A 21,709-nucleotide genomic window follows, 5' to 3' on the forward strand; every position below is an offset into this window, starting at 1 on the left:
GTCGGCGGCGCACGGGGGTTTGCCGAGGGCGGCGGGCGGGGCGGGGTCAGCCGACGAGGGGTGGGTCGTCGGGGTCGGGGATCTGGGTGGACCAGCCGCCGGGGACGCTTGTGACCTGGCGGTCGCGGAAGCGGACGGGGGCGGTGCCGACGCGGCGGGTGAAGAGGCGGCTGAAGTAGGCGGGGTCGTCGTAGCCGACGCGGCGGGCGACGGCGGCGACGGGGAGTTCGGTGCCGACGAGGAGTTCCTTGGCGCGGCCGAGGCGGATGCCGAGGAGGTAGTCCTTGGGGCTGCAGCCGGCGCCGCGGCGGACGGCGGTGCGGAGTTCGGCGGGGGTCATGCCGTGGCGGGCGGCGTGTTCGGCGACGGAGAGGGGGAGGAAGGCGTCGCGGGCGAGGGCGGCGAGGACGGGGTGGCCGTCGGCGTCGGTGTCGGCGCGGGCGCGGCGCAGGGCGACGAGGAGTTCGTGGACGGCGGCTGCGGTTTCGACTTCGAGGAGGGGGTTGCCGCGGCGGGCGGCGCGGGTGATCTTGCCGATGGCGGTGCGGGCGGGGCCGGTGTCGGCGAGGGGGACGACGGGGCGGTCGGGTTCGATGTAGCCGAGTTCGGTGTAGGTGGTGGTGGCGGGGCCGGTGAAGTCGACGAAGCTTTCGTCCCAGCCGGTGTCGGGGTCGGCGCCGTAGTGGTGGGGGACGCCGGGGAGGATCCACATCAGGGCGGGGGCAGTGAGGGTGTGGCGGTGGCCGTCGGGGGTGCTGTACCAGCCGCGGCCGGCGCGGATGACGAGGGCGACGTGGTGGTCGAGGGTGCGGGGGCCGACCGGGGGGAGGGTGCCGTGCTGGAGGCCGACGCCGAGGCAGACCAGGCCGAGCCGGTGGTGGGCCGGGCTCGGAGTGAAGTAGCGCATCCAGGTGTGGTACACGCCGGGTCTCCCGTCGCTCCGTACCGGGCGGTGTCTTCCGGGTCGTTCGCATCTGGTTGATCCGGGGACGTGCCCTGACCGCTTCCGTCCAAACAACGCCGATCTTTGTCCATGGACCGGCGGGCCGCCAGAGGGCGAGGGTGCTCGGTGAGGTGAGCGTGCCCGTGCGGGGCCGGCCGGCCCGGCCGGGTGTGCGCGGATGGCCCGGGAGGGGGCGTGGTGGCGCGGTTCGCGGTGGGTGAGCGGGATTTCGAGCTGGACGGGCGGCCGGTGCGGCTGCTGTCGGGGGCGCTGCACTACTTCCGGGTGCACGAGGCGCAGTGGGGGCACCGGCTGGCGATGCTGAAGGCGATGGGTCTGAACTGTGTGGAGACCTATGTGCCGTGGAATCTGCACGAGCCGCGGCCCGGGGAGTTCCGGGACGTCGAGGCGCCCGGACGGTTCCTGGACGCGGTGGCGGCGGCGGGGATGTGGGCGATCGTGCGTCCGGGGCCGTACATCTGCGCGGAGTGGGAGAACGGCGGGCTGCCGGAGTGGCTGACGGGGCCGTTGGGGTCGCGGGTGCGGACGTGGGACGCGGTGTACCGGCGGGCGGTCCAGGAGTGGTTCGGGCGGTTGTTGCCGCAGGTCGTGGCGCGGCAGTGCACGGTGGCGGGGCCGGACGGGCGGGGTGGTCCGGTGGTGATGGTGCAGGCGGAGAACGAGTACGGCTCGTACGGGAGTGATGCGCGGTATCTGGAGTGGATCGTGGGGCGGCTGCGGGGGCTCGGGGTGGAGGTGCCGCTGTTCACGTCGGACGGGCCGGAGGACCACATGCTGACGGGTGGTGCGGTGCCGGGGGTGCCGGCCACCGTGAATTTCGGCAGGGGGGCGCGGGAGGCGTTCGCGGCGCTGCGGCGGCACCGGCCGGCGGGGCCGTTGATGTGCACGGAGTTCTGGTGCGGATGGTTCGCGCACTGGGGGCGGGCGCCGGAGCCGCGTGCGGCACAGGAGGCGGCCGGGGCGTTGCGGGAGATCCTGGAGTGCGGTGCCTCGGTGAATGTCTACATGGCGCACGGCGGGACGAGTTTCGGCGGGTGGGCGGGGGCGAACCGGGCGGGTGAGCTGCACGACGGGGCGTTGCTGCCGACGGTGACGTCGTACGACTACGGGGCGCCGGTGGACGAGCGGGGGCGGCCGACGGAGAAGTTCTGGCTGTTCCGGGAGGTGCTGGCCGAGTGGGCCGAGGGGCCGCTGCCCGAGGTGCCGGAGCCGTTGCCGGTGCTGGCGTCGCCGGCGGTGGTGGAGCTTTCGGAGTGGGCGCCGGCGGCGGCGGTGCTGGACGCGCTGGGCGGGGCCGAGGTGGCGGGCGGTGGTCCGGCGACGTTCGAGGAGCTGGGCGTGGACCGGGGGCTGGTGCGCTACCGGGTGGCGGTGCCGGGGCCGCGGGGCGGGTATCCGCTGCGGCTGCGGGGGTTGCGGGACCGGGCGGTGGTGTATGTGGACGGGGTGCGGCGGGCGGTGGTGGACGGCGAGGACGCGGTGGTCGGGGAGGTGGCGGGGCCGGCGTCGGTGGAGGTGTGGGTGCAGTCGCTGGGGCGGGTCAACTACGGGCCGCGGCTGGGTGAGTCGAAGGGGATCACGGGCGGGCTGCTGCACGAGCGGCAGTTCCTGCACGGGGTGCGGTCGCGGGGGCTGCGGCTGGATGCGCTGGAGGAGCCGGGGGCGCTGGAGAGGGTGCCGTTCGGGCCGGTGGCGCGGGCGGCGGGCGGGGCGGGGCTGTACCGGGGGGTGGTGACGGTGGCGGGGCGGCCGGGGGACGCGGAGGTGGTGTTGCCGGGCTGGGTGCACGGGTTCGTGTGGGTCAACGGGTTCTGTCTGGGCCGCTATCGGGCGGTGGGGCCGCAGCATGCGCTGTATGTGCCGGGGCCGGTGCTGCGGGCGGGCCGCAACGAGGTGCTGGTGTGGGAGTGGGAGGGCGCCCCGGTCGCTGTGGGGGAAGGGGCCGGGGCGCCCGGTCTGGGTCCCGCGGTGGGGTGACCTGCCGCGGGTGGGTGAGGCCGTGGGGCTGAGGCCGTGGGGGCGCACCGACCCGCCCCCACGGCTGGCTACACCTGGTGCACCTCGAAAGAGTCCAGGACGAACTCCGCGGTTCCGTCGTCGCCGGTTTTGTGCAGCCCGACCCATGTCTCGCCGGTGGCGGGCGCGGTGAACTCGTAGGTGTGGGTGGTGGGCCGGGTGGCGACCGGGAGCGGGGTGCGGGTCAGTTCGCGGGGCGCGGGGTCGTCGGCGGCGGTGATCCAGGCGTACTGGCCGGCGCGTTCGTTCGCGTAGCGGAAGGTCACGCGGTAGCGGTGGCCGGGGGTGAAGCGGACGGTGTGCGGGACGGTGCGGTAGACCAGTCCGGGGTTCTCGCCGCGGGACTTGAGGGACTGGCCGCCGTCGAGGACGTCGTCGACGGCCTTGCCGTTCCAGCCGGCCTGGGTGTACGGGGCGTGCCGCTGGGCGATGTGGGTGCGGGGGTCGGTGCTGCCGCCGGCGTCGCCCTTGACGAAGACGCCCCAGCCCTGGGGGACGTGTTCGAAGTCCTCGTAGGCGAGGGCGCCCTCCTTGGTGGTGGGGGTGGCGGGGACGACGCGGACGTTGTCGAAGCGGATGCGGGCCGCTCCGGCCGCGGCGGTGAGGGCGAGGGTGGTGGGGCCGCCGCCTTCGGGGACGGTGAAGTGGGTGAAGAGGCGCTGGAAGCGGGTGCCGGACTTGCGGTCGGCGGCGACGTAGTTGCCGGCGGTGGAGGTGTCGGTCCAGTTGGTGGCCGTGATGCCGTCGGCGGTGCGGATCTCCAGGGCGGCGCGGCGGCGTTCGCCGGGGGTGGCGCCGACCTCGATCTGGACGGAGGCGGCGTAGGTGCCGGGGGCGAGGCGGGTGAGGTTCTGGGCGACGCGGGCGGCCGGGCCGGCGCCGATGACGAGTTCGTGGTCGCCGCGGTCGTTGGTCTCGACGGTGGCCGGGCCGGTGGTCCGCCAGGCGTCGAGGGTGCCGGAGTGGAAGCCGGGGTCGGTCAGCGGGGTGCCTTCGCCCCAGTGGGGGCCGGCCTGGGCGGGTGCCGGGTCGCGGTGGACGACGTAGGGCACGCCGGCCTCGGCGGTGAGGGTGATCCGGCCGCCGCGGACCGGCAGCCGGGTGTGCCGGGTGCGGCCCTGGTCGGTGAGCCGGTAGGCGTGCACGGTGGTGGCGGTGGCCCAGCCGCGGGGCAGGTCCCAACTCGTGGTGCCGCCACGGGGGTTGTAGTGGTAGAGCTTGCCGGGGTCGGTGGCGCGGCGGGGTTCCCAGGGGAGCAGGTAGCTGCCGCCGTCGTAGACCAGCCGGCCGTCGGTGGTGATCCGGCGGGTGCCGCCGGTGTCGGTGACGGCGGTGCGGGTGGGGCCTTCGAAGGTGATCTCGTGGTCGGTCCAGGTCTTGATCGGGTAGGCTTGGAGGTATTTGGCGGGGAGCGCGTCGGTCCAGATGATGGCGTAGAAGGCGGGCCAGTCGGTCTTGCCGGCCCAGCCCTCGAAGTTGCCCATGCGGCCGCTGCCGAGGAGGGTGGGCCACTTGTCGGCGAAGACGTCCTTGTGGTGGTTGCGCAGGAAGCGGATCAGCCGGGAGTTGATGCCGCGGGAGGTGTCGGGGCCGTAGTCGGTCTCGTTGGCCCAGTGCGACCAGAGGGCGGACCGTTCCAGGCCGTGGCCCCATTCGGTGGCGATCTGCCAGCCCTGGTCGCGCAGATGGCGCTGGAGGCGGTCGGAGTTCCAGCCGGATTCCCGGAAGACGTCGAGGTAGAGGGTGGTCAGGGCGGGGTCGGTCTCCTTGCGCAGCTGGGCGAAGCGGCGGGCGATGTCGCCGGACACCAGGTCGCGGCGGGCGTCGATGCGGTAGGACTGGTCGAGCCAGTCCCACTGCTTGTCGTCCTTGTCGACGAGCTGCTCGGAGAAGGCGTGCGCGACGGGGTAGGACTCGGTGGCGTTGACGTGTACCGCGAAGTCGCTGTTCCACTTCTTTCCGGCGCGCAGCAGGGTGTTGAGGTCGGCGAGGCCGCCGGCCCGTTCGTTGTAGTTGCCGGCGTAGTCGGGGTGGGCGGAGTCGTGGCCTTCGGACTGGTAGCCCTTGAGGAGGGTGAACTGCCGTAGTCCGTCGGTGGCCAGGGCGATCCGTTTGACGTGGTCGAGGGTGGCGAGGAACGGGTTGGTGGCCTGGCTGGCGAAGTTGAACGGGATGTGCGGGACGACGCGGAGGTGCTGGTCGTCGGCGCCCAGCGGCACGACCATGATGTCGCGCAGGGCGATCGCGGCGTCCTGCCAGTCGGTGCGGCCGTCGCCGTTGCGGTCGCGGGTGACGATGACGGTCGCGTACGGCAGCGGGTCGGTGGCCCCGACGGGCTGGCCGGCCGCACGGTGGGTCCACTGTCCGGGGGTGAGCGTGGCCGCGATGAAGCCGTCGCCCTGCACGGTCTGCCGCCACAGCCGGCCGTTCTCCCAGGTGGTGGCGCCGGTGGGCTTGTCGTAGACGGTGTTGGTCTCGATGCCGGCGGCCAGCCGGTCGGTGGCGACGACGGCGTAGGCGCAGCCGGTGGGCGCGGCTTCGGCGGGGGTGTGGTCGGTGACCTCGATGAGGGTGTCGCCGCTCTGGGCCTTGTCGAGGTGGATGCGGGCGGCGAGCAGGGTCGCGCCGGGCTGGTCGCTGCGTACGGACAGCAGGGCGAGGCCGGGGATCTGGAGGGTGCCGATGCGCAGTGCGGGGGTGTCGGCGATGCGGGTGACCCGCCAGGTGGTCCGCCAGTCCTGGACGGTGATCTCGACGGTGACGGTGGTGCCGCCGTCGAAGGTGAGGGTGTAGGTGGCGCGGTCGGTGCGGGCCCGGTGGGTGACGCGGGGGGTGCGGGCGGTGCCGTCGACGAGGACCTGGGTGACCGGGGTGTGCCGGCCGTGGAGGACGGCTCCGGTGGCGCGGTCGGTGTAGGAGACGATGCGCGGGAAGGCGGTGTCGACGCGGACCTCCAGCGCGTCGGACCGCAGGACCGCTTCCGCGGCGCGGGGCGCGGCCGCGGCGGTGCGGGTGCCGAGCGGGAGGGCGCCGGCGACCGGGGCGAGCGCGGTGGCGGCGACGACCTTTCTGCGGCTGGGCCCGCGCGGGGCACCGGTCTGTTCGTTCACGCGCGCTGTCCTCCCTCGTGCGGCACTGCTCGGCGTGGCACTGCCTGGTGTGGCTGCCTGGTGTGGCACCGGCTGTCGGCGGACAGCGTGCTGCGGGGGCGGGGCGCGCGCCTATGGACAAAGGAGGGGGAGGTGTTGGACAGATGTGGCGGCGGGGCGGGGGCCGGGGCGGTGGCCGGTCCGGATGGTGCGGCTAGCCCAGGGCAGGGGACGGACGGGCGGTGCCGGCGGGCGATTCGACGGGCGATTCGACGGGGCCGTGATGGCCGCCGAGCAGGACGTAGGCCAGGGCCGCGGCGGAGGCGGCGAGGAGGAGGGCGGCGAGGACGGTGGCGCGGCGGTCGCGGTCGGGGCCGGGGGGCCGGGTACGGCGGTCGCTGGTCATGCCGTTCACGCTAAGCGGCCGGGCGCGGCCCGCCCATGGGTCGTACGGTCATCGGCGGCGGCACAAGCCCCGGCGGAAGGGTGAGCTCGGTCCCGGGCCGGGCGGGACGAAGGTCCCGGTGGGGCGGGGACGAAGGTCCCGGTGGGGCGAGGACGGAGGTCCGGTGGCCGGGCGCGGCGAAGGGCCCGGGGAGCGCTCCCCGGGCCCTTCGGTGCGTGGGTGGTGCGGGTTCAGCCGCCGAGCTCGCCCGCGGCCTTCTTGATGTCCGCGGCGAAGGTGCTCACCTCGGAGTAGACACCGGGCTTGCCGGGCCGTGCGCAGCCCTCGCCCCAGGAGACGATGCCTACCTGGAGCCACTTGCCGGCCTCGTCCTTGCGGAACATCGGGCCGCCGGAGTCGCCCTGGCAGGTGTCGATGCCGCCGGTGTCCAGCTTGCCGGCGCAGATCTCGTCGCCGGGCGTGAGCTGGTCGCCGTACGCCTTCTGGCAGGTGGCGTCGTCGACGAACGGGACGGTCGCCTTGAGGAGGTAGCGCTGCTGGTCGCCGCCCTCCTTGTCGGCGCCCCAGCCGGCGATGGTGAAGTCGCCGTTGTTGAGCTTGGTGTCCTCGGCGATCTTCAGGGTGGGCTGGTCGATCGGCTTGGCGAGCTTGATCAGCGCCCAGTCCTTGCCCTTGCCGTTGTAGCCGGGCGCCTGCAGGACCTTGGTGGAGTTGACCTTGACGGCCGCCGAGTCCTGCAGGTCCACCACGCCGGCGGTGGCGGTGATGGAGGTGTTGTCGCCGCTGCCGTCGACGCAGTGCGCCGCGGTCAGCACGATGTCCTTGGCGTAGAGGGCGCCGCCGCAGCCCATCGACAGCCGGACCATGAAGGGGAATTCACCCTGGTCGGCCTTGGTGCCGCCGACGACCTTGGTGTGTATGGAGCCGGACGGGTCGGGTGCGGGGGCGGCGGAGGCGGTGCCGGGCTGGAGGCTGAAGGCGGCCAGGGCGACCGCGCCGACGGCGGTGGTTCTGGTGAGGAGCTTCCGGTAGCTGCGCAACGGGCTTCCTTTCGTGGGGGGTTGCACGTCGCTGACGAGCCCATGCCAACACCGGAGCCCGAGGTGGCCGTCGATGGATCGATGTGGAGGACGACAGCCCGCCGCTTGGCGTCCGGACCCAGTGGGGGATGAGTCCGTGGAGCGCCCTGTGATTATCCGGAGTGTCAGATCGGGGTGACAAGGGTGCGCATCCGGCCAACTCCCGTGGGAGCCACGCCCACAGGGCCGTACCGGACATTCCCGGCGGAGCCGTACAGTGGCCGGATGACGACGGGTAAGCGCGAGATCGAGCACGGCTATCCCCATCTCGACACGGTCCGTTCGGCCGTCCACGCGCTGTTCACCCGGCTGTCGTACGACACGGTCAGCACCTTCGGCACCAGCGTGCTGCCGGTCGACGTGGCCTTCGACGACGCCGAGGACCTGCATCTGGGCGCCCAGCGGATCGCCCGTGCACTGGTACGGCAGCTGCATCTGCCCGATGCGCGGATCGTGGTGAGCTTCCGCGAGATGGAGCACGCCGCGAACGTCGAACTGACCGCCGGGCCCGAGTACTTCATCGAGCTCAACGACCGCTTCCGCACCCACCGCAAGGACATCGGCGCCGCGCTCGCGCACGAGGTGATGCACGTCTACCTGCACCGCCTGGACCTGTCGTTCCCCGGCACCCGCGACAACGAGATCCTCACCGACACCGCCGCCGCCTACCTCGGCGCGGGCTGGCTGCTGCTGGACGCCTACCGCGAGCACGGACCGTTCTCGCAGAAGCTCGGCTATCTGACGCCGGAGGAGTTCGGTTACGTGCTCGCCAAGCGGGCCGCGTTCTTCGGCGAGGACCCGGCGCCGTGGTTCACCAGCCCGCAGGCGTACGACGCGTACACCGCGGGCGCGGCGCGGGCCCGGCAGGACCTGCGCCGGCCGCCGCTGGCCGCCGCCGGGTGGACCGCCCGGCTCCGCTACGCCAAGGACCGGCGGGCGGCCCGGGATCCTGCGCGGTCCGGCCGGCCGTCCGGCCCCGGCGGGGACGACTACGTCTTCGAGGGGCCGGCACCGCTGCGGGTGTCGTTCGCCTGCCCGGCCTGCCACCAGCGCCTTCGCCTGCCGGTGCGCGGACGGCTGCAGGCCCGGTGCGGACTGTGCAAGACGCTGCTGGACTGCGACACCTGACAGCCGGTCATGCCCTTGCGGCGGGCTAGACCCAGCCCTCCAGCCCCGTCAGGAAGCCCTCGAAGTCGTCGCGGTGGATGGTGTGGCCGGCGCCGGGCACGGTACGCACCTCGAAACCGCGCCGGGTGAGTTCGGCGGCCGCCTCGTCCGTGAACAAGAACCCCTCCCCCGCGATCTGCACCAGTGAGGGGACCACCGGCTTCTCCGGCATGTGGTCCTTGAGGTGCTCGGCGGACAGCGCGAGCGCGGTCGCGGTGTCCCAGTCGGCGAGCGTCGCCAGCTCGATGTCGACGTCGGCGTCGGACCAGCGCGGGTTGAAGCCGCGCACCATCGCGCGGTCGGCGTTCTTGAACGGCAGGAACACGGCCGGGTCGACGGGCTGCCCGGTCCGGCCCAGCGCCCAGGCCGGATCGCAGTAGACCGCGCGCCGCGGCCGCAGCCGCTCCACGGCCAGGGAGAGCGCGAGGCCGCCCAGGGAGTGCCCGATGACGACCTCGGGCGCGGCGGGCAGGGTCTCCACGAGGTCCTCGGCGAACAGTTCGGCACCGTACTCCCCGCGCGGGCTGCGGCCGTGGCCGCGCAGGTCGACGGCGAGCACCCGGTAGCCCCGTTCCGCGAGCGCCGGGCCGACCCGGTGCCAGGTGCGGTGGTCGGACATCATTCCGTGGACCAGCACCGCGGTCCGGCCGCCGGCGCCCCATTCGTGGGTGTACAGCTGCATGCCCGTACCTCTCTCCCGTACGTCCGCGCTCCGGTGGCGGCGCCCTCGGGCCGGTGTCCCGCACCGGGCGCACCCGGCCGACGTTACACGTGTCATCGGTGGCGGGGAACCAGCCGCGCCCGGGCCCGCCGGGCAAATCCCCTGTGCGAGGATGCCCCGCAGGATGACTGACCCAGCCGGCCCCCGGCCCACCCCGACTCCCCCGACCAGCGCGGCCGTTGCCCGGCTCGCCGGGGTCTCGCGCGCGACGGTCTCCTACGTCCTGAACGGGCAGGCCGAGGGCCGGGTCGGGGCCCGCACCCAGGCCAGGGTCCGGGCCGCCGCCGAGGAGCTGGGGTACGTACCGCACGCCGCGGCGCGGACCCTGCGGGCCGGACGGGGGAGCATCGTGCTGCTGGCCGCCCCCGCCGACACCGTCCCGGCCTTCGGCCCGCTCTTCACCCGCTTCCTGGCGGGTTTCCAGACCGCGCTGCACGGCCTCGGCTACACCGGTGTGCTGCACGGCGCGCCCGCCGCCACGCCGATGGCGGCCGCCCGCGCCTGGGCCGAGCTGCGGCCGGCCGCCGTACTGGCGCTGCACGGGCCGCCGTTGGATGCCCCCGCGGTCGCACTGCTGCACCGCGCGGGCACCGCCGCGGTCCTCACCCACGGGCCGTCCGCGCCGCCCGGCGCCCACGCCCTGCTGCTCGACCAGCGGGAGGCCGGGCTGCGGGCGGGCGAGCACCTGCTGGCCGGCGGCCGGCGCCGGCTCGGGGTGGTCCGGCCCGCCGATCCGGGCCTGGCGGACTTCGCCGGGCCGCGCCTGGCGGGCGTACGGGAGGCGGCGGCCGGCCGGTCCGGCGCCGCGGTGCACCCGCTCGACCTGGAACCGACCGAGGAGTCCGCGGCACGACTGGCGGCCCGCTGGTCCGATCTGGGCCTGGACGGGGTGTTCGCCTACAACGACGAGTACGCGATGCTGCTGATGCGGGCCCTGCAGGACGCCGGGCACACCGTCGGCACCGGGCCGGACGAGATCGGAGTGGTCGGCGCGGACGACCTGCTGCTGGCCCGCCTGCTCCGCCCCCGCCTGACCAGCGTCCGCGCCAAGCTCACCCCACCGGACCGGATCGCCGCCCTGGTCGCCGCGCTCATCCGCGAACCGGACCGGGCCCCCGCGGTCCACCGGCTGGGCACGTTCGGGGTGGTGGGGCGGGAGTCGGGGTGACGGGCGGGGCCGGGAGTCGGGATGACGGGTGGTGCGGGGTCGGGCACGTGCCTCCGCTCGCCTACTGCCAGACCGTTGGCGCGGGGCCGGGCACGTTCCCCCGCTCGCCTACTGCCAGTCCGTCTCCGGGGTGGCCGCGGCCAGCACTTCCCGGGCGTTCTCCCGGATCGGCCCGCCGTGCGGCACGCACACCGTGGCGACGTCGTCGAGCGCGGCCAGCCGCCGGAAGGAGGCCACGGCCTGCTCCCGGGCGACGTTGAACGGGCCGAGCACCGCGCGGTCGCCGTCCGGGGAGGCGCCGATGACGTCACCGGGGAACAGCAGCCCGCTCGCGGGCAGATGCAGCGCGATCCCACCGGGCGTGTGGCCGGGGACCGCGAGCACCCGGACCGGCTCGGGCCAGCCGTCGAGGGTGTCGCCGTCGTGCAGTTCCCGGTCGACCGCGACGTGCCGCAGCGGGGGGACCCCGGCGGCCGCGAAGCCCGCCATGATGCTCTCGTGCAGCGGCAGTTCGGCCGCGGTGAGGACGGGCGCGGGCTCGGTGGCGGTACCGCGCACGTACGGGGCGTCCGGTGCGCCGGCCAGCACCTCGGCCCCGGTGGCGTCGACCAGGTCGGCCGCGGAACCCATGTGGTCCGGATGGCAGTGGGTGAGCACGATCTGCCGCAGCTGGTCCGGGCGGCCGCCGAGCCGGGCGAGCGCGTCCAGGACGGCCGGCGCCGAACCGGGGACGCCGGTGTCGACGAGAGCGAAGCCGTCGTCGGGGAGCGCGACGACGTACACGTGCCCGACGGGGAAGGGAAGGTGCCAGACGGCACTGCTGAGACGGGTGAGTTGGGCCATGGCCCGGACGCTAACCGCGGGTCGCGGTGCAGGTCACCGGATTGCGCCGTGGGCGGATTGAGCGAACGGCGAACGTGCGGGCGGGGGCGCGGGCCCGTCACCGCGGACGGCGGGCGCGCGGCCGGGGGCCCGCGGATCAGGGTGGCGCAGCCGCGGAGGCAGTCCGGCGAAATCCGGCCGGAACCGGTCTTGCGCCTGCCACGTCTCATCCGTGAACCAAGGAGGCATGTCATGCGAGGAATCCCCCACTCCCGCACCCGTACGCTCACCGCCGTGCTCGCGCTGGCGGTGTCCGGCGCCGTCGCCCTGTCCGGCTGCGGCAAGGAGCAGCAGACGGTGAGCAGCAAACCGCCGCAGAAGAAGCAGGACGCGTTCGAGGAGCGGGCCGCACAGATCGTGCGGGACTGGCCGAAGATCTCGCCGGTGCACGGCCGCAAGCAGGCGCTGCTTCCGCTGGTGAAGGCGCAGCGCCCCAAGGACGCCGCCGCGGCCCGGGAGTTCACCGTGACCGTCGGGCACAGCGCCTGCGACGCACATTTCGGCGCGCGCAGCCACGAGTCGAAGGGGCTCGTGGTCGTCACCGGCTGGGGAAAGCGGAAGAGCTCCAAGGGGATGTGCACCGAGATGCTGGCCACCGACAAGGTGACCATACGGCTCAAGGACGCCCTCGGTGACCGGAAGGTCGTCGACGCGGCCACCGGCAAGGAGCTGCTGAAGGGCTGACGGCCGGCAGGCACGGCACGCTTGTCGGGCCTTCGCGTGGGAGTGCGCTCCAGCGCCTACCCTCGCCGTATGAGCCCTTCCATCGCCACCACCACCCGTGTCGACCTGCCCGAGCTGCTGGAGTTCGTCCGCCCCCGGCACCGCGCGATCCTGCTCACCCGCCGCTCCGACGGCACCCCGCAGGCCTCGCCGCTGACCTGCGGGGTGGACGACTCCGGCCGCCTGGTCATGTCGACGTACCCGGAGCGCGCCAAGGTCCGCAATCTCCGCCGGGTGGCGTCGGCCAGCGTGCTGGTGCTGTCCGACGAGTGGAACGGCCCGTGGGTGCAGATCGACGGGGAGGCGGAGGTCGTCGACGCGCCGGAGTCGGTCGAGCCGCTGGTCGAGTACTACCGCAACATCGCCGGTGAGCACCCGGACTGGGACGAGTACCGCGAGGCGATGCGCAAGCAGGGAAAGTCACTGATCCGGGTGACCCCGCTGCGCTGGGGCCCGATCGCCACCGGCGGTTTCCCGGCCCGCCTCGTGACCGGCGACGACCAGGCACCGGACGACAGTCAGGCGTAGGTCGACCAGGCACCCGGGAAGCGGGCATCCGACGACGACCCGGCCTGACCGCCGTCAGCCGCGCGGGGCGGGGAAGGTCAGGGACGGGGAGAGGGCTTCCTCGGGGAGGCCGAAGCGGTCGCGGAAGGCCGCGCGCCCGGCTTCGGTGACGCCGAGGATGCGCGTCGTCGGGGACTTGACGATCCATCGGCGCTCCAGGGTGTGGCGGTAGAGGGTGGCGCCGAGCGCACCGGAGAGGTGCGGGCGCCGCACCGTCCAGTCCAGGCACGTACGGACGTGGGCGCGGTGGGCGAGGGACGGGCCGGTGTCGGGGATGCCGAGGGCGGCCAGCCAGTGGGCGCCGGCGGCGGTGAGGACCAGGCCGTATTCCCGTGCCAGCAGGCCGCGTTCGATCATGACCTCGGCGAGGGCACAGCCCAGCGCGCCGGCGATGTGGTCGTAGCACGTACGGGCGTGGTGCAGGGCCCGGCGTTGGTTGGCCTCGGCCAGGGAGCGGATCGGGACCGGGCGGTAGGGGGCGAGGCCGGCGAGGTTCTCCAGGGTTTCCGCGGTGTCCGGGCCGGCCAGGCGGACGTAGCGCCGCCGTCCCTGGCGTTCTTCGGCGAGCAGCCCGCCGGCGACCAGGAGGTTGAGGTGCTCGGTGGTCGTGGAGGGTGCCACCCCGGCGTATTCGGCGAGTTCTCCGGCGGTCCAGGTGCCGCCGTCGAGCAGGGCCATGCAGATGGCGGCGCGGGTGCGGTCCGCGAGCAGCGCCGCGAGCGCGGCGAGATCGGGGGTATCCGCGAGTTTTTCCAGATCTGCGTCCCATCGGTTCATGTACACAGAGTAACCTCTGATAACATTTCGGTGAGCACCGAATCATCCGGCTTCTATCCTCAACGGCATGAGAGGCGCGCTGGAGAAGAGCAGTTCGGTCACCCCGGCGCTGCTGTCCACGGAGAACGACGACGGAACATTCATCCTGGTCGAGCTGCGGATCCGGTGGGAGCTCGGCCCGGTCGTGAACCTCTGGCTACCGACCCGGGGGCGCACCGCCAGGAACCTCGCGGTACGCCCGGACGTGGTCTTCAATCTGCCGCCGGACGCGACGGGGACCGAAGAAGGACCGGGGGCACCGCCGCCCCTGGCGGAGGCACCCTGGACGGAGCCGTCGGAGCTGGTACGCCCGCCCCGACTGGCGCACTGTCCGGTGCAGTTGGAAGCCCGCCGGGTCGGGGAGCGCACGGTGACCGACGGGGCGTGGACGCAGATCGAGGCACAGGTGCTGCGGGTGCACGCGGATCCGCGGTGGGTGCTGCCGCTGAGCGACCGGCGGATCGACCTGGGGGCGTGGCGTCCACCGGTGCACGACTTCCGGCCGTCGGCCGCTCCCCCGGACCGCGCCGTACCGGTCCCCGCCCGGGAAATGGCCCGCCAACTGGGCCACCGCTACCCGGCCGCCGAACCCAGCGGTTCGTAGGGGCCGTTGAGGTGGACGCGGGGGTGGGCGAGGGGGCGCGAGAGGGGGCGGGGGCTCGGAGGGGGAAGGGGCGGGGCGGGGCTCGTAGGGGGTGAGGGGCCGGGGCCCATGGAGGGCCGAGACCCATGGGGGCTGGGGCCCGTGGAGGGCCGGGACCCGTAGGGGTGGGGCGAACAGATCCCCTAGGGGATGCGAGCGCCCCCTGTGGGGCCCTCAACGAGCAGGGTGCCGCGGGTATTCCGGGAAGACCCGCGGCGCCTGCCCTCCGGTCGGGGAGAAAAGACAGGCGCCGCGGACGGGATCCGGGGCGGGCCCCGGTACCCGTGCCTCCGTACGACGTTGTACGGGACATTCAGGGACGGACGCGCACCGTGCGCGCCGTGTTGTCAGACAGCCAGTGCGCGGTCCGTCGGCTTGATGGGAGCCGGCAGGGCGCTGGCTCCCGTCAGGAAGCGGTCCACACCGCGGGCGGCGGAGCGGCCCTCGGCGATGGCCCACACGATCAACGACTGACCGCGGCCGGCGTCACCGGCGACGTACACGCCGGGGACGTTGGTGGCGAAGTCGGCGTCGCGGGCGATGTTGCCGCGGGCGTCGAGCTCCAGGCCGAACTGCTCGACCAGGCCGTTCTGCTGGTCGGTGCCGGTGAAGCCCATGGCGAGGGTGACCAGCTGGGCGGGGATCTTCCGCTCGGTGCCCGGCTTCTGCTCCAGCTTGCCGTCGACGAACTCCACCTCGATGAGGTGCAGCCACTGGACGTTGCCGTCCTCGTCGCCCTCGAAGTGGGTGGTGGAGACGGAGTAGACCCGCTCGCCGCCCTCCTCGTGTGCGGAGGTGACCTTGTAGAGCATGGGGAAGGTCGGCCAGGGCTGGTTCGCGTTCCGCTCCTCGCCCGGCTTCGGCATGATCTCCAGCTGGGTGACGGAGGCCGCGCCCTGGCGGTGGGCGGTGCCGACGCAGTCCGCGCCGGTGTCGCCGCCGCCGATGACGACCACGTGCTTGCCCTCGGCGGTGATCGGGGCGACCGTCAGATCGCCCTCCTGCACCTTGTTGGCGAGCGGCAGGTACTCCATCGCAAAGTGGATGCCCTTGAGCTCCCGGCCGGGCACCGGCAGATCGCGGGAGGTGGTGGCGCCGGCGGCGATGACGACCGCGTCGTAGCGCTTGCGCAGCTTCTTCGCGTCGATGTCGCGGCCGATCTCCACCTCCGTGCGGAACTTGGTGCCCTCCGCGCGCATCTGCTCGATGCGGCGGTTGATGTGGCGCTTCTCCATCTTGAACTCGGGGATGCCGTAGCGGAGCAGGCCGCCGATGCGGTCCGCGCGCTCGTACACCGCGACCGTGTGGCCGGCCCGGGTCAGCTGCTGGGCGGCAGCGAGACCGGCCGGGCCGGAGCCGATGACGGCGACGGTCTTGCCGGAGAGCCGCTCGGGCGGCTGCGGGGTCACGTCGCCGTTGTCCCACGCCTTGTCGATGATGGAGACCTCGACGTTCTTGATGGTCACCGGCTGCTGGTTGATGCCCAGCACACAGGCGGCCTCACAGGGGGCGGGGCACAGACGGCCGGTGAACTCCGGGAAGTTGTTGGTCGCGTGCAGCCGCTCGCTGGCCTCGCTCCAGTCCCCGCGGTAGGCGTAGTCGTTCCACTCGGGGATGAGGTTGCCGAGCGGGCAGCCGTTGTGGCAGAAGGGGATGCCGCAGTCCATGCAGCGCGACGCCTGCTTGCCGATGATCGGCAGCAGGGAGCCGGGCTGGTAGACCTCGTTCCAGTCCTTGACGCGCTCCGCGACGGGGCGGGTCTTGGCAGTCTCGCGCTCGTGGTTCAGGAAGCCCTTGGGGTCAGCCATTGGTCGCCGCCTCCATCATCTTCTCGTGGGTCTCGGACTCGGAGAGTCCGGCCTGCTCGGCGGCTTCCTTGGCGGCGAGCACTGCCTGGTACGTGGGCGGGATGACCTTGCTGAACCGCGGGGCCGCGGCATCCCAGTCGGCGAGGAGCTTCTCGGCGACGGTGGAGCCGGTCTCCTCCTGGTGGCGGCGCACGACGTCGTGCAGCCACTGCTTGTCGTTCTCGTCCAGCGGGTGCACCGCGTCGACGAGTTCCTTGTTGACGTTGTTGCGGTCCAGGTCGATGACGTAGGCGAAGCCGCCGGACATGCCCGCCGCGAAGTTGCGGCCGGTCTCGCCCAGGATGACCGCGTTGCCGCCGGTCATGTACTCGCAGCCGTGGTCGCCGACGCCCTCGGAGACCACCGTGGCACCGGAGTTGCGGACGCAGAACCGCTCGCCGACCCGGCCGCGCAGGAACAGCTCGCCGCCGGTGGCGCCGTAGGCGAGGGTGTTGCCGGCGATGGTGGAGTACTCGGCGAGGTGGGAGGCAGAGCGGTCCGGGCGGACCACGATCCGGCCGCCGGACAGGCCCTTGCCGACGTAGTCGTTGGCGTCGCCCTCCAGGCGCAGGGTGATGCCGCGCGGCAGGAACGCGCCGAAGGACTGGCCGGCCGAGCCGGTGAAGGTGATGTCGATGGTGTCGTCGGGCAGGCCGGCGCCACCGAACTTCTTGGTCACCTCGTGGCCGAGCATGGTGCCGACGGTCCGGTTGATGTTGCGGACCGCGACCTGGGCCCGGACCGGCTGGGCGGCCTCGGCGGTGTCCGCGGCCAGCGCGTCGGCGGCGAGCTTGATCAGCTCGTTGTCGAGCGCCTTCTCCAGGCCGTGGTCCTGCTCGACGACCTGGTGGCGGACCGCGCCCTCGGTCAGCTCGGGGACGTGCAGCAGCGGGGCGAGGTCGAGGCCCTGCGCCTTCCAGTGGTTGACGGCCCGGGTGGTGTCGAGGAACTCGGCGTGGCCGATGGCCTCGTCGAGGCTGCGGAAGCCCAGCTCGGCCAGGAGCTCGCGGACCTCTTCGGCGATGAACTGGAAGAAGTTCACGACGTATTCGGCCTTGCCGCTGAACCGCTCGCGCAGCGTCGGGTTCTGGGTGGCGATGCCGACCGGGCAGGTGTCCAGGTGGCAGACGCGCATCATGACGCAGCCGGAGACCACCAGCGGTGCGGTCGCGAAGCCGTACTCCTCGGCGCCCAGCAGGGCGGCGATGACCACGTCGCGGCCGGTCTTGAGCTGGCCGTCGGTCTGCACGACGATGCGGTCGCGCAGCCCGTTGAGCAGCAGGGTCTGCTGGGTCTCGGCGAGGCCGAGCTCCCAGGGGCCACCCGCGTGCTTGAGCGAGGTCAGCGGGGAGGCACCCGTACCGCCGTCGTGGCCCGAGATCAGGACCACGTCCGCGTGCGCCTTCGACACACCCGCCGCGACCGTGCCGACACCGACCTCGGAGACCAGCTTGACGTGGATCCGCGCCTGCGGGTTCGCGTTCTTGAGGTCGTGGATCAGCTGGGCGAGATCCTCGATGGAGTAGATGTCGTGGTGCGGCGGCGGGGAGATCAGGCCCACGCCGGGGGTGGAGTGCCGGGTCTTGGCGACCCAGGGGTAGACCTTGTGGCCGGGCAGCTGGCCGCCCTCGCCGGGCTTGGCGCCCTGCGCCATCTTGATCTGGATGTCGTCGGAGTTGACCAGGTATTCGCTGGTCACGCCGAAGCGGCCGGAGGCGACCTGCTTGATGGCCGAGCGGCGCGCCGGGTCGTAGAGGCGCTCGGGGTCCTCGCCGCCCTCACCGGTGTTGGACTTGCCGCCCAGCTGGTTCATGGCGATGGCGAGGGTCTCGTGCGCCTCCTGGGAGATGGAGCCGTACGACATGGCGCCGGTGGAGAAGCGCTTGACGATCTCGGAGGCGGGCTCGACCTCGTCCAGGGGGATGGCCGGGCGGTCGGACTTGAAGCCGAACAGGCCGCGGAGCGTCATCAGGCGCTCGGACTGCTCGTTCACCCGCTCGGTGTACTTCTTGAAGATGTCGTAGCGGCGGCTGCGGGTGGCGTGCTGGAGCCGGAAGACGGTGTCCGGGTCGAAGAGGTGCGGTTCGCCCTCGCGGCGCCACTGGTACTCGCCGCCGATCTCCAGCGCGCGGTGCGTGGCGGCGATGCCGGTGGCCGGGTAGGCCTTGGCGTGCCGTGCCGCGACCTCCTTGGCGATGACGTCCAGGCCGGCGCCGCCGATCTTGGTGGCGGTGCCGTGGAAGTACTGGGCGACGAAGTCCTCGTCCAGGCCGATGGCCTCGAAGACCTGCGCGCCGCGGTAGGAGGCGACGGTGGAGATGCCCATCTTGGACATGACCTTCAGCACGCCCTTGCCGAGCGCCTTGATGAGGTTCTTGATGGCGGTCTCGGGCTCGATGCCGGGCAGGAAGGTGCCGGCGCGGACCAGGTCCTCGACGGACTCCATGGCCAGGTAGGGGTTGACCGCGGCGGCGCCGTAGCCGATGAGCAGGGCGACGTGGTGCACCTCGCGGACGTCGCCGGCCTCGACGAGCAGCCCGACCTGGGTGCGGGTCTTGGTGGCGATGAGGTGGTGGTGGACCGCGGCGGTCAGCAGCAGCGACGGGATCGGCGCGTGCTCGGCGTCGGAGTGCCGGTCGGAGAGCACGATCAGGCGGGCGCCGTCGGCGATGGCGGCGTCGGCCTCGGCGCAGATCTTCTCGATGCGGGCGGCCAGCGCGTCGCCGCCGCCGGAGACCCGGTAGAGGCCGGAGAGGGTCACGGCCTTCATGCCGGGCATGTCGCCGTCGGCGTTGATGTGGATGAGCTTGGCCAGCTCGTCGTTGTCGATGACCGGGAAGGGCAGGGTCACGCTGCGGCAGGAGGCCGCGGTGGGCTCCAGGAGGTTGCCCTGGGGGCCGAGGGAGGAGATCAGCGAGGTGACGAGCTCCTCGCGGATGGCGTCCAGCGGCGGGTTGGTGACCTGCGCGAAGAGCTGGGTGAAGTAGTCGAAGAGCAGCCGGGGGCGCTCGGAGAGCGCGGCGATCGGCGAGTCGGTGCCCATCGAGCCGATCGGCTCGGCGCCGGTCTTGGCCATGGGGGCGAGCAGCACCCGCAGCTCTTCCTCGGTGTAGCCGAAGGTCTGCTGGCGGCGGGTGACCGAGGCGTGGGTGTGCACGATGTGCTCGCGCTCGGGCAGGTCGGCGAGCTCGATCAGGCCGGAGTCCAGCCACTCCTGGTAGGGGTGCTCGGCGGCGAGCTGCGCCTTGATCTCGTCGTCCTCGATGATGCGGTGCTCGGCGGTGTCGACGAGGAACATCTTGCCGGGCTGCAGGCGGCCCTTGCGGACGACCTTGGCCGGGTCGATGTCGAGGACGCCGACCTCGGAGGAGAGCACGACCAGGCCGTCGTCGGTGACCCAGTAGCGGCCGGGGCGCAGGCCGTTGCGGTCGAGGACCGCGCCGACCTGGGTGCCGTCGGTGAAGGTGACGCAGGCGGGGCCGTCCCAGGGCTCCATCATCGTGGAGTGGTACTGGTAGAAGGCGCGCCGGGCCGGGTCCATGGAGGGGGAGTTCTCCCACGCCTCCGGGACCATCATCAGCACGGAGTGCGGCAGCGAGCGGCCGCCGAGGTGGAGCAGCTCCAGGACCTCGTCGAAGGAGGCGGAGTCGGAGGCGTCCGGGGTGCAGACCGGGAAGATCCGCTCCAGTGCCGACTCCCCGAAGAGCTTCGAGGCGAGCTGGGACTCGCGGGCGCGCATCCAGTTGCGGTTGCCCTGGACGGTGTTGATCTCGCCGTTGTGCGCGACGAAGCGGTACGGGTGCGCCAGCGGCCAGCTCGGGAACGTGTTGGTGGAGAAGCGGGAGTGGACCAGCGCGATCGCGGTGGCGAAGCGGCGGTCGGACAGGTCCGGGAAGAAGGGCTCCAGCTGGCCGGTGGTCAGCATGCCCTTGTACACGATCGTGCGGGCGGACAGCGAGGGGAAGTAGACCCCCGCCTCGCGCTCGGCGCGCTTGCGCAGCGCGAAGGCCTTGCGGTCCAGGGCCAGGCCGGTGTTCTCGCCGTCGCTCACGAAGAGCTGGGAGAAGGCCGGCATGGTGGCGCGGGCGCCGTTCCCGAGCAGCTGCGGGGCGACCGGGACGACGCGCCAGCCGATGACGTCCAGGCCCTCCTCGCCGGCGATGGTCTCGATGCGGGAGACGGCGTCGGCGGCGGCCTGGGCGTCGGACGGCAGGAAGGCGATGCCGACGGCGTAGGCGCCGGCCTCGGGGAGCTCGAACGTGACGTTCTCGCGCAGGAACGCGTCCGGCACCTGGAGCAGGATGCCGGCGCCGTCGCCCGAGTCGGGCTCGGAGCCGGTGGCACCGCGGTGCTCCAGGTTCGTCAGGACGGTGAGCGCCTGTTCGACCAGCGCGTGGCTCGCCTCGCCGGTGAGGGTGGCCACGAAGCCGACGCCGCAGGCGTCGTGCTCGTTGCGCGGGTCGTACATCCCCTGCTGGGCGGGGCGCCCGTCCATGGGCGACCAGGCGGCGTGGGCGCTGCTGGTGGTCGCGGAGTGCGTGGACGCGAAGCGCATCGGCTCTCCCAACGTCGTCGTGGCATAGGCATTGCCGAGGGACGACGTTGGCCCTCCGCGAAATTTCGTGCAGGTTACAGGATGACCCGCTTCCCGAGAACCGAAAAGGGGCTTCCAACATGCGGACACCGCAGGCGCGGTGGGTCTTGGACGCGGACGGAAACGAGCCGTCCCACAGGGCGGCGTTCGGCGAGCGACATTGCCCGCGACGCCAGGGCCTTATGCCCGGTCGTCAACGAACCGAAACCGCGGGGTAACGGGTTAATTATGCAGTCACCCGTATGACACGTCACCCTACGACGGTCCCGAACAGTGCCCCCAGGGCGTATGTCACACCCGAGGCGGCGCCGCCGAGGGCGAGTTGGCGCAGTCCGCTGTACCACCAGGAGCGGGCGGTCACCCGGGCCACGACGGCGCCGCAGGCGAACAGTCCGGCCAGCGCGAGCAGCACCGCCGGCCAGATCGCGGAAGCGCCCAACAGATAAGGAAGGACAGGGAGAAGCGCGCCCAGCGCAAAGGATCCAAAGGAAGAAACGGCGGCAACGGCGGGAGAAGGAAGGTCGGACGGGTCTATGCCCAATTCCTCACGGGCATGGATCTCCAGCGCCTGCTCGGGGTCGCGGGACAGCTGCTCGGCGACCTTGCGGGCGAGCTCCGGCTCGACGCCCCGCGACTCGTAGAGGGCCGCGAGCTCCTCCTGCTCGTCCTTGGGGTGCTTGCGCAGCTCGTCCCGCTCGACGTCCAGCTCGGCCTGCACCAGCTCGCGCTGCGACGCGACCGAGGTGTACTCCCCCGCGGCCATCGAGAAGGCGCCGGCGGCCAGCCCGGCGAGGCCGGTGATGATGATCGTCTGCTGCGACAGCTCACCGCCCGCGACACCCGTCATCAGGGCGAGGTTCGAGACCAGACCGTCCATCGCGCCGAAGACGGCGGGGCGCAGCCAGCCGCCGTTGACGTCGCGGTGGGTGTGGTTGTCGCGGTGCGCCACATGCGTCGGTGCCGCGGCATCCATGATCTCCATGACGGACATATCGGGACCTGCTCCCTTCCACGAGGTGTGGGCCGA

General features: G+C 72.8%; 16 protein-coding genes. 6 read left to right on the forward strand and 10 right to left on the reverse strand.

Annotation, left to right across the window (positions count from 1 at the left end):
- Positions 1-46 precede the first annotated feature (46 nt).
- The gene (locus AB0G35_RS00900; RefSeq protein WP_360941528.1) at positions 47-922 is read right to left on the reverse strand and encodes an AraC family transcriptional regulator; all 876 of its coding nucleotides are present in this window, start codon (positions 920-922) and stop codon (positions 47-49) included.
- 219 nt (positions 923-1,141) lie between these two features.
- Between AB0G35_RS00900 and AB0G35_RS00905 the strand changes: the two genes are divergently transcribed.
- Entirely contained in the window at positions 1,142-2,941 is a 1,800-nt protein-coding gene (locus AB0G35_RS00905; RefSeq protein ID WP_360941531.1) for a beta-galactosidase family protein, read from the forward strand.
- 68 nt (positions 2,942-3,009) lie between these two features.
- Here AB0G35_RS00905 and AB0G35_RS00910 read toward each other — a convergent pair whose 3' ends face one another.
- The 3 genes from AB0G35_RS00910 to AB0G35_RS00920 all read right to left on the reverse strand — a co-directional run bounded on the left by AB0G35_RS00910 (position 3,010) and on the right by AB0G35_RS00920 (position 7,515).
- A complete protein-coding gene (locus tag AB0G35_RS00910) occupies positions 3,010-6,090 on the reverse strand; it encodes an endo-alpha-N-acetylgalactosaminidase family protein (protein ID WP_360941534.1) in 3,081 nt (1,026 codons plus the stop codon).
- A gap of 193 nt (positions 6,091-6,283) precedes the next feature.
- The gene (locus AB0G35_RS00915) at positions 6,284-6,475 is read right to left on the reverse strand and encodes a hypothetical protein (RefSeq protein WP_360941537.1); all 192 of its coding nucleotides are present in this window, start codon (positions 6,473-6,475) and stop codon (positions 6,284-6,286) included.
- Between the two features lie 230 nt (positions 6,476-6,705).
- Positions 6,706-7,515 (reverse strand): serine protease, encoded by an 810-nt coding sequence (locus AB0G35_RS00920; RefSeq protein WP_360941540.1) that lies wholly within the window; start codon positions 7,513-7,515, stop codon positions 6,706-6,708.
- Positions 7,516-7,779: 264 nt separating this feature from the next.
- Here AB0G35_RS00920 and AB0G35_RS00925 point away from each other — a divergent pair, with 264 nt between their 5' ends.
- On the forward strand, positions 7,780-8,682 hold the full coding sequence (locus AB0G35_RS00925) for a hypothetical protein (protein ID WP_360941543.1): 903 nt from the start codon (positions 7,780-7,782) through the stop codon (positions 8,680-8,682).
- Positions 8,683-8,707: 25 nt separating this feature from the next.
- Here the strand turns inward: AB0G35_RS00925 and AB0G35_RS00930 are convergent, their stop codons facing one another.
- Complete coding sequence (locus AB0G35_RS00930) at positions 8,708-9,403, reverse strand: alpha/beta hydrolase (protein WP_360941546.1); 696 nt, start codon at positions 9,401-9,403, stop codon at positions 8,708-8,710.
- 163 nt (positions 9,404-9,566) lie between these two features.
- Between AB0G35_RS00930 and AB0G35_RS00935 the strand changes: the two genes are divergently transcribed.
- On the forward strand, positions 9,567-10,610 hold the full coding sequence (locus tag AB0G35_RS00935; protein ID WP_360941549.1) for a LacI family DNA-binding transcriptional regulator: 1,044 nt from the start codon (positions 9,567-9,569) through the stop codon (positions 10,608-10,610).
- A gap of 108 nt (positions 10,611-10,718) precedes the next feature.
- On the opposite strand, the gene AB0G35_RS00940 is transcribed toward AB0G35_RS00935, so the two are convergent.
- The gene (locus tag AB0G35_RS00940; RefSeq protein ID WP_360941552.1) at positions 10,719-11,453 is read right to left on the reverse strand and encodes an MBL fold metallo-hydrolase; all 735 of its coding nucleotides are present in this window, start codon (positions 11,451-11,453) and stop codon (positions 10,719-10,721) included.
- A gap of 231 nt (positions 11,454-11,684) precedes the next feature.
- Here AB0G35_RS00940 and AB0G35_RS00945 point away from each other — a divergent pair, with 231 nt between their 5' ends.
- The gene (locus tag AB0G35_RS00945) at positions 11,685-12,176 is read left to right on the forward strand and encodes a hypothetical protein (RefSeq protein WP_360941555.1); all 492 of its coding nucleotides are present in this window, start codon (positions 11,685-11,687) and stop codon (positions 12,174-12,176) included.
- A gap of 69 nt (positions 12,177-12,245) precedes the next feature.
- Positions 12,246-12,743 (forward strand): PPOX class F420-dependent oxidoreductase, encoded by a 498-nt coding sequence (locus AB0G35_RS00950; protein ID WP_360941557.1) that lies wholly within the window; start codon positions 12,246-12,248, stop codon positions 12,741-12,743.
- Between the two features lie 54 nt (positions 12,744-12,797).
- Here the strand turns inward: AB0G35_RS00950 and AB0G35_RS00955 are convergent, their stop codons facing one another.
- Entirely contained in the window at positions 12,798-13,559 is a 762-nt protein-coding gene (locus tag AB0G35_RS00955) for a winged helix-turn-helix domain-containing protein (RefSeq protein ID WP_360941560.1), read from the reverse strand.
- Between the two features lie 67 nt (positions 13,560-13,626).
- Here AB0G35_RS00955 and AB0G35_RS00960 point away from each other — a divergent pair, with 67 nt between their 5' ends.
- Positions 13,627-14,202, forward strand: a complete 576-nt coding sequence (locus AB0G35_RS00960) for a hypothetical protein (RefSeq protein ID WP_360941563.1) — start codon at positions 13,627-13,629, stop codon at positions 14,200-14,202.
- A gap of 386 nt (positions 14,203-14,588) precedes the next feature.
- Here AB0G35_RS00960 and AB0G35_RS00965 read toward each other — a convergent pair whose 3' ends face one another.
- From AB0G35_RS00965 to AB0G35_RS00975, 3 genes are all read right to left on the reverse strand, one after another.
- Positions 14,589-16,049, reverse strand: coding sequence for a glutamate synthase subunit beta (locus tag AB0G35_RS00965; RefSeq protein WP_360941566.1), 1,461 nt, complete (start codon positions 16,047-16,049; stop codon positions 14,589-14,591).
- Positions 16,042-20,643, reverse strand: a complete 4,602-nt coding sequence (gltB, locus tag AB0G35_RS00970) for a glutamate synthase large subunit (RefSeq protein WP_360941569.1) — start codon at positions 20,641-20,643, stop codon at positions 16,042-16,044. The genes AB0G35_RS00965 and gltB overlap by 8 nt, the downstream gene beginning before the upstream one ends.
- A gap of 289 nt (positions 20,644-20,932) precedes the next feature.
- Positions 20,933-21,664, reverse strand: a complete 732-nt coding sequence (locus tag AB0G35_RS00975; RefSeq protein WP_360942061.1) for a VIT1/CCC1 transporter family protein — start codon at positions 21,662-21,664, stop codon at positions 20,933-20,935.
- Between the last annotated feature and the right edge of the window lie 45 nt (positions 21,665-21,709).

The organism is Streptomyces sp. NPDC021749 (genome assembly GCF_040640655.1).
Taxonomy (GTDB): domain Bacteria; phylum Actinomycetota; class Actinomycetes; order Streptomycetales; family Streptomycetaceae; genus Streptomyces.